Source organism: Ruegeria sp. HKCCA5426 (assembly GCF_013034585.1).
Taxonomy (GTDB): Bacteria; Pseudomonadota; Alphaproteobacteria; order Rhodobacterales; family Rhodobacteraceae; genus Ruegeria.
Window position 1 is genome coordinate 143,909 of sequence record NZ_WQGH01000006.1, and the last position, 14,627, is coordinate 158,535.

Consider the following 14,627-nt stretch of genomic DNA (forward strand, 5'->3'; position numbering starts at 1 on the left):
AGGTTTGTTTCACCCATAAGCCACCCAAGCGTGTTCTCACCACCCTAAGCGGACATTTGTGCAATCCGCAGCTAATGGTTGCTTCGAGCCCAATCTGTCTTATGCTGCGGAACAGCCGAATGTCCGCTTTTCTCCCAGGTGACCATCACGGCACGCGCCATTGCAATGACCTTAAGCCAGCGTGGAATAAACCTCGGCAACCCGCTGAAAGGTCCAAAAGCAGGCGATAGCCGCACAACCAGTCGCTAAGCCGACTCGTATAGACATCCACAAACTGGAGCTCACGCGTCGACACATTATCAAGGCAGGCCAGAGCGCAAGAATAATGGCCACCTGGCCAAGCTCGACGCCAAGATTAAAAGCAAGCAGGCTCTGCCAGATGTTTGGGGATGTAACCTGCAAAATATTGTGCAACACAAAGCTAAACCCAAGCCCGTGCAAGAGGCCAATCAGTGTCGTCAGAAGCACCATCGTGACCTCAGAGCGCGCGCGGTTATTGAAACTCATAAACGCTGCTGCGGCTGCAAAAATGATGGAAAGCGCGATCCCGGTTTCGACGGTAGGGACAAACCAAGCGCCCGATGGCACAAACCCGAAGAACCCCAGCGACAGCGTTACGCTATGCCCCACGGTAAAACCTGTTGCGCGAAGTAACAGCGCCCTGAGCGTTTGTGCCCCAATGACCAAACACACAACAAACAGAACATGATCCAACCCTTCGAGGATATGTCGCATGCCTTCCCAGACAAAACTCTGGAATCCTCCATATCCTTCTTGCCGAATCTCCACAGGCTCGGTCATCAGGCCCCGAGACCGGAAAATCTGCGGTGTCTCGGAAGCGTAATCGAGAATGAGGTTTGCCGTTTGGTCCTGATCCGGCAAGCCGGGGTCCAGCACGTTGGCAATGCTGTACGATTGGACCGGGCCGATAGTGTCATAATGCAGGACGAGATCGACAATTGTGTCACCGACAAAAAGCGGTGGCGTTAAGGCCGTTTCGGTGTCCACGGCCTGTTGAGCTTCGGCCAAAGTTGCAAATCCGGGCTCATTTCCAACTCGATGCAAGCGAACGGACTTAACTGTTCCTCTTAGGCGCTGATTGTCGACCAACAGATGCAACCCACCTTCGGCGAATTGCCCCAGCCCATTGGGATCGTTCATGACAGCTTGCAAGTCGACAAAGTGGACCAACTGACCGTCGCTCATGGCATTGGTCGTGAATGGTGCAGCTTCCGGCAAGGCATCACCATTCTGATCACCGACCTTATCTGCAACCAGATAAGGCATGGGCGTACGGATGTAGACACGCAGACCGCCTTCGGAATGCTCGACATGCGAAATTCGAACGTTGAGGTTTAGTAAAAAATGCGCCGAGGCTGACAGCGTCAGTGACAAAAGCACTCCGACAAACAGAGCGCCGAAAGCAAAAACCTTTGGTCTTAAACGCTCATGCATTTGGATCTCGGGCCTCGATTACTGTTAATCCATCCAGCTTCCATTGCCCTGACTCAGGTATGACCTCGGCCAGCACCCGGAACGTTACGGCGCGTATATGGGCGTGTCCCCAATGACCGCCTTGGGCTTTCACTGTCCATTTTGCCAGAGTGCTAAATCCACCCGGTTTAAGGGTCGGGTCAACGCGCTCTAATTTAAGATCTCTAATATCGGTAACTGTAGCAAGATTGCCTCCTGGCGTTCGGATCACGAGACCACGTTCCACCTCTGTTGCGATGTCGCCCAGAGACGCTGCCGTCACAATGTGGGCCAGCTCTGCCTTTCTTGCTGCCGGCGAAACTTCCAGAGTCACCGTGTTCAAGTTTTCGACCATCGAGCGCAGTATATCTTCCGCAACCTGTTGCTCAGGGGGCTCGGGCTTATTCCAGGGTAATTCCGGCAAATATCCCGAAAATACAAACGTTGCCGAAGCAGCGGCAACCATAGTCACGCAACTGGTACGCTTTGCGACTTTGCCTCTGGCTAGCAGGAGAAAACAGAGTGAGGCGGCACTGATAATCCCGGCGATCAAAGCCACGGCCGGGTTCTGCCGTTTCTGCTGTTCAACTGGAATCTGAGTAACAGATGCTCTTTGGTATTGGAGTAGGTGGTTCTGCCAGTGAAACTGGGGGTCCGCTGGTGTCACAGCTCCAAAGAATGGTCCGGCGATATCGTTTGAAATGGTCGCAACGCGGGAAATTTCCTCGTCAAACATATCCCATGTGACTGTCACCTGATCGGGAAGTTCTGCCGATGAGAAAGACAGGATGGCGCCGATAAATGCATTGTTCACGGACACTTCCTTTTCAGGCTCGACAACCTGAAAACCCTGCGATGTTAGCTCGAGGAGTTTTGCGGTTGCGTTTGACGGTTGCACTGATTTGCCGTCAATTGTCACCGGGTTACGTGAAGCCAGGAAGGACGCCGCCTCGTTTACGATCAAGGCGCTGCGCTGTGGCGAAAGCATTTGACCCACTTCCGTGGTTTCATCAATCCAAGGCGCTAGTTCACGCAAGCGGATCAGTGTTTCATGACGAACTTCACGAGGTTCGATGTAAAGAAAGGTGGATGTCCCGTCCTGCGCTTTTCGGTTCAGGCTTTCAGCAGAAAAGCGGCTATCCCAAGGATCAGGCCAGTGAATCTTTAACTCTGCTGGCTTTGACAAGAAGCTGAAATCCGTGACCGGAACCTTACGGTCAAAAACCTGCATCCCGATAGTCGCGAGTGGTTCACCATCCCGCGATGGCGGCACTATGGTCAGCTCCTTGGGAACTAAGTCTTGAAACGGAAAGAACACTTCCGCGAATAAAACGCGCGGATCTTTTGGCGGGCTGGGAACAACTTGCCCCGAGAATGGATCGCGCTGACCTGCAAGCGGCGCGGCCCGGTCTATGCGCGTTCGGTATTCCACCTTTCTGATATCAGCCTTTAGGACCCGTTCGTCGCCTGCAACAATCGAAAGCGCCCGGCTTTCGGCTTGCGCATAACCTTGATTGGTATCTTGTTCAGCCTCCGGCTCACCCCCGACGAAATCTGATGACCATCCTATTGGCAACATATCCGCAAAGAACGGAATATCTTCGACATAGATCTCAAGGTCGACGTAGACCCCATCCTCTTTGACATGAAGGACAGCAATATTGGGGGCAACTTCTGAACCGTTTGTCAGAACGACATCCGCCGAAACGGCCTGTGCACCTGAGGCCATCAGGCCCAGCATCAGGAATAGTCGGTACAGGTACTGCCAAATCGGAATTTTGTTCACCCTGAAGGTTAATTATCCGGCATTGGCGGTGGGGTGTAACCCTCCCATTTTCCCGCATTGACTTTGTCAGACGGCTCTTTTTCTTTTGAACGCGGGGCATTGATGTACTCGTCGCTCACAGCGGGTGGCAACGCATAGTCATCAACACTCGCTTCCCGAACAACGATCTGGTCCTTGGTCACGTTGATCACCTGTAGATCTCGTGCGAGCGTCAGAGGCCCATCGTAAGTCGAACGGACGCCTTCCAAAATCGCCTGATAATTTTCTGGTGAAAGAACAGAGTGATATCCGAGGGCCATACGCGGCTCGACCGCAGACATGACTTTGCCAAAGGCCGCAGGTTCGGTATGAACGCGCGTAGCTACATAGGTAGCCTGTTTCATGTCCCACCCGAAATACGGGGCCAAAGCATCAGGTGGAAGAAACGCCTCGTGAGAAGCGATGTCCGCCCCTTTGGCATATTCTACATACCATTTGTTTGGGTAAGTATCTCCGCCAAAGACGTATTTCAGTCCATTCCATTCCAGAGAATAACTTACCGAGCCATCTAAGCTGTGGATCGCAGGCCAAGACCGGATCGTGACGTCGTTCTCCTGATAAACGATCTCGTTTTCCTGCATGTAATCGAATTCAGTGACTTCAAGCTTGGCGCCGTCATCGGGCAGTGCGCCCGTTCGCGTGGCCAAGTCCCAGGCGTAAGCTTTGGACATGCCATCAACATAGGCTTTAGTGCCCAGTTCATCTTCTGATCCGGACGGGCCGAAGATGCGGAGCGGGGTATATCTGCCTGAAAGCCACCCCCCAACGTGGAGGCCCATGAAATCTCCAACGTGGTCAACATGCAAATGGCTGAAGAAGACCTTGTCGATCTTCGCAAAGTCCGGTCGCAGCGAGAACAGGTTTCCCGTTGCGCCAGTTCCTACGTCAAAAAGAAAAACGTCCCCATTCCCAAGTTCCACAAAAAACGAAATCGAGACGGCTGCCTTGGTTTGGTTTGGCATACCCGTCCCCAATGCCGTGATACGCATTTCATCCGTGCCAAGGATTTCAGTGTTGGGAAAGTATGACGCTGGATAAACACCATTTTCTATTGCAGAAGCAGTTCGACCAGTCGGCAGAGCATTTTGCGCTGAAGCGGTGCCAGCCAACGACAAACCCAAAGCCAATAATGCGCCAGTCGTGGAATTCATAATGCTTTTCATTGATCCCCCCATTTCTGCATGGCGTTTCTGAGAGCACGATGTCGTGAACTCCCGGTTGCCCATAGACTCCTCTACGGTATGACCATAGACTACTCTATGTCAAATAATGAATGCTATAATCTGAATGTCAGAAACTGCCACCCGAGCCTCACCCAAAAACGCCGCGACCAAGGAAGACTGGATATTGCTGGCCTACAAAGTCCTCAACGAGGGTGGCGTTTCCGCGATAAAAGTCGTGCCAATGGCAAAGCGACTGAACCTGACAAGCGGTAGCTTTTACTGGCATTTCAAGAACGTCCGTGAGCTTTTGGATGAGGTTCTCAGATATTGGGAGCAGGAACTGACTGACAAAGTGATCGCACAGGCAAAGACATTTGGCGGTCCCCCGGAAGACCGCATTCTTCTTCTTATGAAAAAGGTCATAGAAGAGGACGCCGCCTTGCCGGATCACGCTGTCTCAGTGTGGGCGAACACCGATGAGAAGGTAAAAGAATCGTATCAAAGAACCATCGGCAAACGGTTCCACTTCGCCGCCTGGATGTTTGAACAGGCCGGGTTTTCGAAAGAAGAAGCGAAAGCGCGCGGAAGACTGATGGTGACTTCGCTAATGGGAGACTCTTCGACCGGTCTGAAAACGCAAGGCGATTGGGAAAAGGTTATAGAACGGGAGCATGCAATTCTTGTCGGAAAGAAGAAGATAGACAAAGATAGTTGCCCGGCATTCTAGGTTTGCTCGAAACGGACCGCCAGTTTTAATTGCCCTGTAGAAACAGCACACGCAACAATGCCAGAAACCGACGTTCAGTCTGTCACCATCAAGGTCCGCTTCGTCTGCAACTCGGTCATTCAGTAGCCCCGCAGCAAAGGTCCGCTTCCAATGTTCGAAGGCAAAAAGTCCAGCGAATTCTAGTTGGCGCCACCGATTTGGTAGTGGATGCAGTGTACGAAGGCGGCGCAGCGCCAAACACAAGTTCTGACGCAATTGCCGCGCTAAACTTGGGAGTCGGCAACTCTGGCGGCTTTCGTCAGAATGGAGGTCTAGGTCACGAAAACCTTGTAGTGCTTTATACTAGCGGAGAGGATAAGGATTGGCCTGACAGCCTAGACCCAAGCACGGGCAGATTTGTGTATTTCGGAGATAACAAGAAACCGGGTAACCAGCTCCACGATACACCCAGAAAAGGAAACCAGATACTTCGTCGGGTGTTTCAGAGCATACACGCCTCACCGAATGAGCGAAGGAGTGTCCCGCCCTTCTTGGTTTTTGCTAAGTATCCAACAGCTGCCAGTTCTAGGTCGGTTCGGTTCAGGGGACTGGCAGTACCCGGTTTCCCAGGACTACCTGCAACGACTGACCTCGTTGCAATCTGGAAAACGACATCCGGGGCCAGATTTCAAAACTACCAATCCGTTTTCACAATATTGGATGTTCCGGTAGTCAGACGGGATTGGCTAAATGACCTTGTTCAAGGCAATGAGACTTCCGTTTTCGCTCCCAAAGCCTGGGTGGACTGGGTACAAAATGGGAAGTACACCCCTCTGACTTCAGAGGCTACAACAACCATCCGAAGTATTAGCGAGCAGACCCCTGAAAAAGGTGTCAAATCCGACATCCTCAGGTGCGTTTTTCAACACTTCAAAGAGGAGCCCACCGCATTTGAAACATTTGCTGCGCGTATCTTTCAGATGCACGACCAACGAGCAATTATCGACGAGATTACGAGAGGCGCTGTCGACGGCGGAAGGGACGCGGTCGGAAGATATTTGCTAGGTCTTACAAGTGATCCAGTCTACGCGGAGTTCTCATTGGAAGCGAAGTGCTACCGCCCAGGGATCGACGGCCAGAGTACAAATACAGTTGGTGTCAAAGAGGTTTCACGACTCATATCACGCATAAGGCATAGAGAATTCGGCATTCTGGTTACAACTTCAGCAATTGGAAAGCAGGCGTACGAGGAGGTGCGCGAAGATGGGCACCCAATCATCTTCTTCTCAGGTCGCGACATCGCAGAAATCCTCACTCAAGCGGGCTACAGTACGCCAAGCCTTGTCAAGGATCTGCTATCGAACGAATTCCCCGTTGGCTGAATGGTTGCCCACCCTCCTATGCTAGCATAACGCAAAGCGGCTGAACTCAGTCATGCCGGCGCAAAGAGTCCAAAAAGTCCAGCCGATTGTCCCTTTGATCTTTGCCACAGGCGTCAGGAGGAATTTCTGCTGCTCGAGTTTTGAGAATGCTCCACATTTCTTTGCAGATCTAAGCGAAAGAGCTCTCTTGAAAGCTTAGGACCAATTACCCAAGAAATTTCACCAAGCGCTTTTTCAAGACCGCACGATCTTTCGTTTCACACTCCCAGATTTCTAAGACTGCCCAGCCCTCACCCTCAAGCGCATTGCGGTTCTTCTTATCACGCTCACGGGTTCGCTCCAGTTTGGGCTTCCAGTACTCGAGACGGCTTTTGGGAACGTGTGAGTGGGGACAATTTGGGTCATCATGCGAATGCCAAAAACAACCGTGCACGAATATTGCCTTCCGCTTTGGTCCGAAAACTAGGTCAGGGCGCCCTGGAAACCCTTTCTTGTGAAGCCGGTATCTATACCCAAGTGAATGCACCAGACGACGGACAATCATCTCTGGTTTAGTGTGCTGTGACTTGATCCGGCGCATATTTTCACTGCGCCTATCTGCACTGATGCGATCTGCAGGCAACCTAAGCTGCCGCGCCCTTGTTCGCGTCTTGCATGACGTCCAATATCGACGTGGCAATTGCCTTCCCCAGGAGGGGAGGCACGGCATTCCCAACCTGCACATATTGCTCGGTTTTCGAACCCGCGAATACAAAGCTATCTGGGAACGACTGAAGGCGAGCAGCTTCACGTACAGAGATGGCACGATCTTGTTCGGGATGAATGTACGCGCCCCAGTGAATGTCGCACTTGGTTAACACGGTGCACGACAAGCCATCCCAAGTCATGCGTCCGTAACGCTTGGTGTGGTCGGAGCGCTTTGCACGTTTCATTCCAGCAGGAAGCAAATCATATGGGATATCCCGCCAAGAGCCACCGGGGGGAATGTACGGCAGACGGTCAAGGTTTACTTTGCCGAGTTTCGGCGCTGAATGGTTAGATACTTCAGTTCGGTTGCCGCGAGCGTAGCGCTGGAAATCCGAGCGAGGTTCATGCGCATATCCAATGTCACCGGGGTCCTCGCCATTCGCAAGAGGTGAAAGATCGCCGATCGCGTCCTTGATCGTTGTGAATGGAAGGTCATGTCCAGGCCCATAATCCGGCTCTGGGTGCTGGATCGGTGCGCCAACACGGTTGCCAATGAACACTACCCGCCGACGCTCCTGAGGGACGCCAAACTCCTCAGCCTTCAAGACTTTCTCTTCTACTTCGTAACCGAGCTCACGAAGCTCCAGCTTAATCGCATGAACTGCCTCGCCACCCGCGATCGAGAAGATACCAGCGACGTTCTCCATCACGATCCACTGTGGCTGCAAGCCTTCAACGATCCGGAGGTACTCGCGAAATAGCGACGCTCGTTCGTCGTGCATTCCTCTCTGATGATTGTAGACTGAGTACGCTTGGCAAGGAGGGCCGCCCACAAGCACCGTCAGTTCGCCTCTTTTCAAGCCAGTTTGACGCATCAGTTGTTCAACTGTCAGGTTCTGAATAGGACCTGGGAGAAAGACAGCATGAGGGTGAGTCGCTGAGAATGTCCTGCCGGCAGCCTCGAACGTGTCGTTCCCGGCTAGAACACGGAATCCGGCCATTTCAAAGCCTGCGGATAGACCGCCTGCCCCGCAGAACAAGTCTACAACAGTCAGCGTTTTCGACTGCTCCATGGATGCCTCCGTATACTCGTTTTGTTCTCATCTAGCTACCAGATGTTGATGTTATGGGCAACAGAATCCGCAAATGAGGTTGCAGCGCGGTTCGAAGGATTTCAACATCGTTTTCGGGGCTGAACCCACTAAATTTATTTGCGAACTAGTCGGCATCAGTTGCTCGCGGGGGCCAACTCAGAGCGTTCTATGCTTATATTTTTCCTATCTTGGAGGCCTCCACGCAATGGATGTTCAAACTTCTTTCAGTCCATGTTTACAAAGACTATCTTTATTGGGCCAACCAAGGGTAACCCTTTTGGCCTGCAATCCGCATTAGCTGGGAGAAAAGAATTTGGGATTTTACAGTGATTTTTTCCGGCTCAACGCAGCCAGCTTATCAGTGATCGTATGTTCATAGATGCCTAGCGGGGGCAAGTTTTGCGGCGATACAAATGCATAGGCTATTTGCTCTACCGTAGTAGTGAATTCAGTTACCAGCTCAATGGGGCGCTCCCCTGCCGGGTGTTTTTCAGAAAGCTGATATGAGTGAAACGTGATGGTTCCTGGTCCCTTCGGGTACTCAAGTAGTGAGCTTCCAATACGGGTCAGGATTTTTTGAAGCACGGGGTCAGGCAACACAAAGAAAAGGCCATGTCGAGCCAACTTTTCTCGCCGAAGTGCATGCCCCTTGTAAATGATTTGAGGAAGGATTCTTTTGGTTACATTTTCCCAATTGAATCCGGCATTCGTTCCTCCTTCGCCCCATTTGCTTTGGTGTTTTTGCTCAGCGTAATAACTTGAGGACGCCTTCTTATAGCTATTTGTGGTATCGATTGTTTGCACTTCTATGGCGACTATTGAAAGTGGTTCCAAGTTGGGGCCGACTGAAGCCAAAAGAAAATCTACTTTGAATGAGCCTGACTCTCCTTCCGCAGACGGTGCCTTAATTCCCACTTCACCACTATAGCCTTGCCCATAAACTACAACTTCACGACCGTTCAGTGTACCTTCTCGCCGCCTCGACTCCGCCTCCACATCAGTGATCATGTCACAGTCGTGACCAAACACTTGTTGAGCAACGCGCAAAATCACCTCAAACTGGTTTCCGTACAAACGGTTGGGGCAGATAATAACCGGCGCAGCACCTGGAGCTTGTAATGCGCAAACTCCACCGCTTTGGGCCTTTTTGCACTTCACGTCCACGAAAGGGCACCATTTCTTTAATGCGAATGCCTTGCTCTCTCCAGTGAGTGGCTGAAAGCCATGAAATTCAAGTACTTTTGTAGGCATTTTTAGTATCCTGTTTATGCCAGAAGACCTACGTTTGAAAGATTCTTCAACCGGTTACCGCACTGCAGCAGATTATTAGTGAACCGCGGCATGGTCTGTAAGGGAAAGCGCTATCTGGGCTGCGCCTCACACGTGGCTGTGCAACTTTTCTGTTGCTTCCGCAAGGAGTTTGAGTCTGAGTGGACGCCACTCTCGATATTCCATTTGTAGCCCGATAAGTTGAGCCAAACGGATTGGAAGGTCATGTTTGTCGATAAATTAAACTATTGTCCTGGAAGTGCATTTCGCGTTTCGAGCGCATGACAAGATACGCTGTTATCTTGGATGGGTTGAAACAAAAGAGCCATTTCGCAGACTGGAGCTTGAATTGCCTATCACAACTCGATCGATGTCGACAACCGCACGCTCAGTCTGGTTGAGGCGAGTTGATCCATCTGTCACACCACCGACTGCAGGGCTTTGGCGCGACATCGACGTTCTGGCTCTCGGCCACGCCGCTGCCCGGGAAACATTCACGACGGCGACGCCGCACATGGCGTCAATCTGGACAGATTTGTTCCAGAGCATTCTGGCTGCTGGCCCAGAACTACGTTGGCGTGATGATGGTCCGGGAATTGGTCGTGATGCAAAATCAGCTTATTCAAGCCTCCTAGGCCGCTATATGGCCCGTGCCTATCTGACTGCCTTCGAAGGTGCCCGGGTGCTCGTACCTCTGGACGTTGCCAAACGGTGGTTAGAGGGCACCGATTTCGTAGTCCGAAAGGATCCACCCAGCAACGGCCTTGAGGCCGATTGGATCGGCCTCGACGGGGATGGTTTGGTCATTGTCGAGGCCAAGGGCTCCCACAACAATGCTCTGGCTGCATGGGAAAAACCGACTGGCAGTCCCACTGTGCTTCAGTCTGCAATCGGTCAAGTCGAACGTACTGCCGTGTTTCGTCGATCTACAGGCCACAAGCTACCTTCGAAACGCTGGGCCGTCGCTTCACGCTGGGGCACTGAGGAGAATGGACGAAATCCTACGGTGATCGCCTGGGATCCGGACGAGGGTGAATTGGGAAAAGCCGACTACAATAAACTTGAAAGAATCCTTATGCAGGCCGACTTAGAGGCCGTCGCCAGCGGGATGCGTTATTCCGATGGAATAGGCGCGCCAAGTGGGCTTCTCACAGTCGAATATGATCTGAGAAATCGACTTCGTGTGGGTGAACGTTTGGTGGAACCCGGCCTCTTCGCAGCCGTTGGACCGTTCGGCATTTTTCCCGTCCGCAACCAAAATGATTTGCCACGGTTAAGACAAGCGCGGGATCTCGCCCCCAATTTAGCCCTGGCATCTCTTTCAGCGCAGTACATTAAATCTGTTCAAGAAGGTTTTGGATCCGCCTACGATAACCTAATCACCAAGGATCGAACCGCTTCACAAGGAGGGCTGGAAATTATTTGGCCGGAAAAGGGCGAAGAAATTGCCCTCGAAACATGATCGAGGAAGGTACTAGTGCTTTTCCGTAAGCGTCCGGAGGGATTTCTTATGTTTGAGATTTGACTTTAGAGGCATGACTCGGTGACATCCGGTTTCAGCACGGTGACGGGAATGCATACATTCGCGGCACGTTCAAAATCGTGAGGACAACGCTAGTAAAGCTGACATTCTGGGCAGATTCTGCCCCCATCAGCGATTTTAAAGAAACTCAGAAAACCTACTGACCTTCTCGTCAACGAGATAAGAAGTTAGTTGAAATTCACCCGGTTTTGCCGTGACACGCTCCACACTAAAAGCCTTTCTGCTCTTCTGAACCGCCATTGCCTTAGCTTCCAATTCGGCAGAGGCTCGAGCGCCGAGAATAACTCCCGCAACCTGTTCTGGATCGATTTTTTCGAATATCGCATTTGCACCTGCTGGGCCATGAAATATCACGCGGTACTCTTCTTCATACGCCCATTCTTTCGACTTTGTCCCCAGGACAGGAGCAAGCATGTCGGACTGTGAACCCGCGAACCACCGCAACTCCGGAACCTGATCTGAATATTTCACGTCGCCACTTGCGTACCGGTTCGGCAGCTCTGCCAAGGCATCAATTAGATCTGGCTTGTAGCAGACGACAAAGCCCGAATGAGACGCCCCATAGTGCGCCCACATAAGGTGACTATTCCATTTGCGCGCTAAGCATAAAACAAAAGACTGCCCCATGAGTTGTACACGTGGCCAGAAGTTCGTATTAAAGTCACTCGCATTTCCCGAAAAGCTCGACCAAGCATTTTCGAGTTCGTCAGCAGATCGAAAGGGATCATATTTTGCGTGCCACTGATCGAACTGGATCCGCGTAGGCTTGACTGAGGCAAACTTAAACTCGAATGGGTCATTGCAATGCAATGCAGATGCAAACTTGATTGATCCATCGACCACAGCCTTGTCGAAAACGTCGAGAATGACTTCTTCCGTGCCGCCCATGAATTTGTAGAACATGAAATCTCTCCAGATAGGCCTTTTTCTACGAAGCAGTGCTTTTGACTGCCGCCTGATCTAGCCAAGATGTTGCCCCGTCAATAAATGCAGCTAGGCGCTCCGCATCTTCACCACCAAATACCGAAGCCTGAGCAACTTCTTGAGCAACAGGGAGCAGCGATTCCAGATCATATATGCCCGCATCGGGCGCTTCCTTGATGCTAAAACTCGTTCCATAGGAGCTAGTGGTTTCCGTAAGTAGAGAAGTTGCCGTTCCCAATAAGAAATTAGCGTCCTCTTGCGCGGATTGCACGACCCAAACTTTGCACTGATCTTCGCCAAAAAAATAAGCGTATGCCCGAATGGTCGCCCATGTTTTGGGGTACCTTAGGTATTCCCCAGAAGCCAAGTCCTCTTCAAACAATGGCTTGAGTGCATCCCGAAACTCTTCCCAATCCTGCTTTGAGATTGGACTGTCCATCCGCTCTTCGGATACGCCTATTTCGCCCAGAAGTCTGCCATAGTCGTTGAAGGTTTCGACCCCGTATGCAACGTTGCGGTTCGCAGTCAACGCAGTGTTCAGGGCCTTCGCGGCGTCGCCGGGTGAATAGGTTTTTAGGATGTCCGCAATGAGTAGGTAGAGCACTTGTGATGGCCCCAGAGTAAAGAACCCACGTTTTGCATTCACGCGACTGACCGCTTCTCCAACCGAAAATAGTGCGTTCAGCAACTCTTGCGTAGGTTTCACGGCGTTGGGTTCGATCATTCGGTACTGGATTTCAGTGAACAGTTCGCCAATCAAAGGTTGGTATTCCGCATCCTTTCTCTTCAACCATGCGTCAAAGAGAGCATGTAGCGCAGCTTCATCATTCAAGTTGTCAAAAACCGTCTGGATCGCAGAAAAGGGAATAGTATCCTCCGACAACCCGAAGGCCATGTATGTTTGAAACACATTGACGTGGCCTATCCCTCTGCGCCTGACCACTTGATAGTGTGGTTCACCTACTGAGTGCTCTTTACCGGTTATCTGTTTTGCTCGTGTAGGGAACAAACATGCCAACAATGGTATCAGTGACTTGTCCGAGTGAACTGCGATCAACTTCGCCAGCACTTCGACTTGTTCGCTCTTCACATCATCAGTCCAAAAGCCAAAACTACCCTCGGAAAACAAGAAGTCGCGGTTTGCTTTGATCCAGTCAAAAATCTTTGGCTCAAAGAGCCTAAGTCCTTCCATCGCAATGATATCAGCTGGATCAACTTCATTCTCGAGCGCTGGCCAAGTGAATTTCAGAGCATTGGTGTAACGGTGGATGTCTCTTGGCGTCTTCATCCATCGTCTGAGCCCATGGGAAACAATTGTGTACCAACGATCTGAAGCCTGAATGTCCACGGCGATGAAACCAATGTTTTTGTCGAGCAAAGACAAAAGCGCCGATGATGACGGCTGAGGAAGCGTCAATTCTTGCTGAATGATTTTTTCTGCAAAGGTAGGTTCAAGCGGGTCTACTGCTCTCCCTTCTTCAAGTGCGGCCCAGACATGCTTTCTGTCGTAGGATAGCAGGTAAGTCACATAGGGAAGCTTTCCGACACTCTTGACCATCTGCATCATCGAACGGATTTCATCCGACGACAAACGGTCGAGGTCGTCGATCACAACTACAATTTGACGTTTTTCCGCGTTTAGGCGTTCAACAAGCTGCGCGTAAGTAGTTTGCAAGGAAGGTGTAGACAGCCACCGATCAAGCGATGCCTCCAAGCTTCGCTTTCCCATATTCGTTGCAGCCCCCGAAAGTAGGCCCGCGGTTGGATCAACGGTCAGGCCAACAGCCGCCACCAAACCCGCCAAACTGTCTGTGTTTCCTTTGGCAAACCTCCCCAAAGAAATTCCAAATTTTTTGGCTTTGGTCTCATCATCTGGAAGGTGTTCGGCCAACACTTGAAAAAATGCTGAAATAAGATCAGTTCGTCCGGAAAAAAGCCAAGGCTCAAAATCAACCACGGTTACGGGTACGCCCTGATCTTCGAGCTCTTGGTTGCGCTTCTGCAAGTATGCCTTGGTGAAGTTTATAGCCGTCGTTTTACCGCTTCCCCAAGGCCCGCAAAGGCCCACAACAAATCCGTCGGGTGACGAAATGTTCAGAATTGTTTGGCTCAACCTTTTCGCAAAACCAGCGAACCCTAAAACGTCATCGCGCCACGGGTTACTTTTGGGCACATCATTCGACATCGCGGATATTCTATTTTCGTTCTTCAAATGGCTGACCTTTTGCAAATTGATGGGGGCAAACAAATCTTTTTCTTAAATTGTTCGCATCATTACTATCTCATAATTTTGGTTCGTCGCTTCGCGGCCGTTAGGCCCGGTAAAAGTTAGCTATCGATCCTTTCGGGTTAACTTATTCGAGTGCCAAGCTGAATAGTATCCATCACCTTAATCGTGGCAATTCGACCCCCGACCGCACCGGAACCGATCGCTCCATGCAGGATAGACGACCCCTGTGCGACCACTTGACCGCATACCTCGCTTGGTTTGAATGTCGGCAATGCAGACTTTGATCGATGCTTTCAAATGCTGCGGTCACAGTCTGCAAAGGTCAGATTAA

11 protein-coding genes are annotated in these 14,627 nt (G+C 51.2%); 3 read left to right on the forward strand and 8 right to left on the reverse strand.

Annotation, left to right across the window (positions count from 1 at the left end):
- Nucleotides 1–171: 171 nt before the first annotated feature.
- The 3 genes from GOV87_RS12205 to gntH form a co-directional block, all read right to left on the reverse strand.
- Nucleotides 172–1,455, reverse strand: a complete 1,284-nt coding sequence (locus GOV87_RS12205) for a HupE/UreJ family protein (RefSeq protein ID WP_171211957.1) — start codon at nucleotides 1,453–1,455, stop codon at nucleotides 172–174.
- Entirely contained in the window at nucleotides 1,448–2,905 is a 1,458-nt protein-coding gene (locus GOV87_RS12210; RefSeq protein WP_171211958.1) for a hypothetical protein, read from the reverse strand. Before GOV87_RS12210 ends, GOV87_RS12205 begins: the two co-directional genes overlap by 8 nt.
- A 362-nt stretch (nucleotides 2,906–3,267) precedes the next feature.
- Nucleotides 3,268–4,449 carry a guanitoxin biosynthesis MBL fold metallo-hydrolase GntH gene (gene gntH, locus GOV87_RS12215; protein WP_171211959.1) on the reverse strand — a complete coding sequence of 394 codons (1,182 nt, stop codon included), beginning with the start codon at nucleotides 4,447–4,449 and terminating at the stop codon, nucleotides 3,268–3,270.
- Between the two features lie 136 nt (nucleotides 4,450–4,585).
- Here gntH and GOV87_RS12220 point away from each other — a divergent pair, with 136 nt between their 5' ends.
- The gene (locus GOV87_RS12220) at nucleotides 4,586–5,188 is read left to right on the forward strand and encodes a TetR/AcrR family transcriptional regulator (RefSeq protein WP_171211960.1); all 603 of its coding nucleotides are present in this window, start codon (nucleotides 4,586–4,588) and stop codon (nucleotides 5,186–5,188) included.
- A 203-nt stretch (nucleotides 5,189–5,391) separates the two neighbouring features.
- Complete coding sequence (locus GOV87_RS12225) at nucleotides 5,392–6,549, forward strand: restriction endonuclease (RefSeq protein WP_371813508.1); 1,158 nt, start codon at nucleotides 5,392–5,394, stop codon at nucleotides 6,547–6,549.
- Between the two features lie 205 nt (nucleotides 6,550–6,754).
- On the opposite strand, the gene GOV87_RS12230 is transcribed toward GOV87_RS12225, so the two are convergent.
- The 3 genes from GOV87_RS12230 to GOV87_RS12240 all read right to left on the reverse strand — a co-directional run bounded on the left by GOV87_RS12230 (nucleotide 6,755) and on the right by GOV87_RS12240 (nucleotide 9,581).
- The gene (locus GOV87_RS12230) at nucleotides 6,755–7,273 is read right to left on the reverse strand and encodes a very short patch repair endonuclease (RefSeq protein ID WP_371813505.1); all 519 of its coding nucleotides are present in this window, start codon (nucleotides 7,271–7,273) and stop codon (nucleotides 6,755–6,757) included.
- Nucleotides 7,173–8,309, reverse strand: a complete 1,137-nt coding sequence (locus tag GOV87_RS12235) for a DNA cytosine methyltransferase (RefSeq protein WP_171211962.1) — start codon at nucleotides 8,307–8,309, stop codon at nucleotides 7,173–7,175. The genes GOV87_RS12230 and GOV87_RS12235 overlap by 101 nt, the downstream gene beginning before the upstream one ends.
- 342 nt (nucleotides 8,310–8,651) lie before the next feature.
- A complete protein-coding gene (locus GOV87_RS12240) occupies nucleotides 8,652–9,581 on the reverse strand; it encodes a NotI family restriction endonuclease (RefSeq protein ID WP_171211963.1) in 930 nt (309 codons plus the stop codon).
- A gap of 388 nt (nucleotides 9,582–9,969) precedes the next feature.
- Between GOV87_RS12240 and GOV87_RS12245 the strand changes: the two genes are divergently transcribed.
- Nucleotides 9,970–11,061, forward strand: coding sequence for a hypothetical protein (locus tag GOV87_RS12245; protein ID WP_171211964.1), 1,092 nt, complete (start codon nucleotides 9,970–9,972; stop codon nucleotides 11,059–11,061).
- Nucleotides 11,062–11,259: 198 nt separating this feature from the next.
- Here GOV87_RS12245 and GOV87_RS12250 read toward each other — a convergent pair whose 3' ends face one another.
- Both GOV87_RS12250 and GOV87_RS12255 read right to left on the reverse strand, forming a co-directional pair.
- A complete protein-coding gene (locus tag GOV87_RS12250) occupies nucleotides 11,260–12,045 on the reverse strand; it encodes a DUF2971 domain-containing protein (protein WP_171211965.1) in 786 nt (261 codons plus the stop codon).
- Nucleotides 12,046–12,070: 25 nt separating this feature from the next.
- Nucleotides 12,071–14,314 carry a P-loop NTPase fold protein gene (locus GOV87_RS12255; protein WP_171211966.1) on the reverse strand — a complete coding sequence of 748 codons (2,244 nt, stop codon included), beginning with the start codon at nucleotides 14,312–14,314 and terminating at the stop codon, nucleotides 12,071–12,073.
- Nucleotides 14,315–14,627 lie beyond the last annotated feature (313 nt).

What these genes read in the sequence shown, in the direction of transcription:
- GOV87_RS12240 (WP_171211963.1), bottom strand. Translation starts at nt 9,581, where the DNA reads ATGCCTACAAAAGTACTTGAATTTCATGGCTTTCAGCCACTCACTGGA.
- GOV87_RS12235 (WP_171211962.1), bottom strand. Translation starts at nt 8,309, where the DNA reads ATGGAGCAGTCGAAAACGCTGACTGTTGTAGACTTGTTCTGCGGGGCA.
- GOV87_RS12220 (WP_171211960.1), top strand. Translation starts at nt 4,586, where the DNA reads ATGTCAGAAACTGCCACCCGAGCCTCACCCAAAAACGCCGCGACCAAG.
- GOV87_RS12250 (WP_171211965.1), bottom strand. Translation starts at nt 12,045, where the DNA reads ATGTTCTACAAATTCATGGGCGGCACGGAAGAAGTCATTCTCGACGTT.
- GOV87_RS12245 (WP_171211964.1), top strand. Translation starts at nt 9,970, where the DNA reads ATGTCGACAACCGCACGCTCAGTCTGGTTGAGGCGAGTTGATCCATCT.
- GOV87_RS12205 (WP_171211957.1), bottom strand. Translation starts at nt 1,455, where the DNA reads ATGCATGAGCGTTTAAGACCAAAGGTTTTTGCTTTCGGCGCTCTGTTT.
- gntH (WP_171211959.1), bottom strand. Translation starts at nt 4,449, where the DNA reads ATGAATTCCACGACTGGCGCATTATTGGCTTTGGGTTTGTCGTTGGCT.
- GOV87_RS12230 (WP_371813505.1), bottom strand. Translation starts at nt 7,273, where the DNA reads ATGTGCAGGTTGGGAATGCCGTGCCTCCCCTCCTGGGGAAGGCAATTG.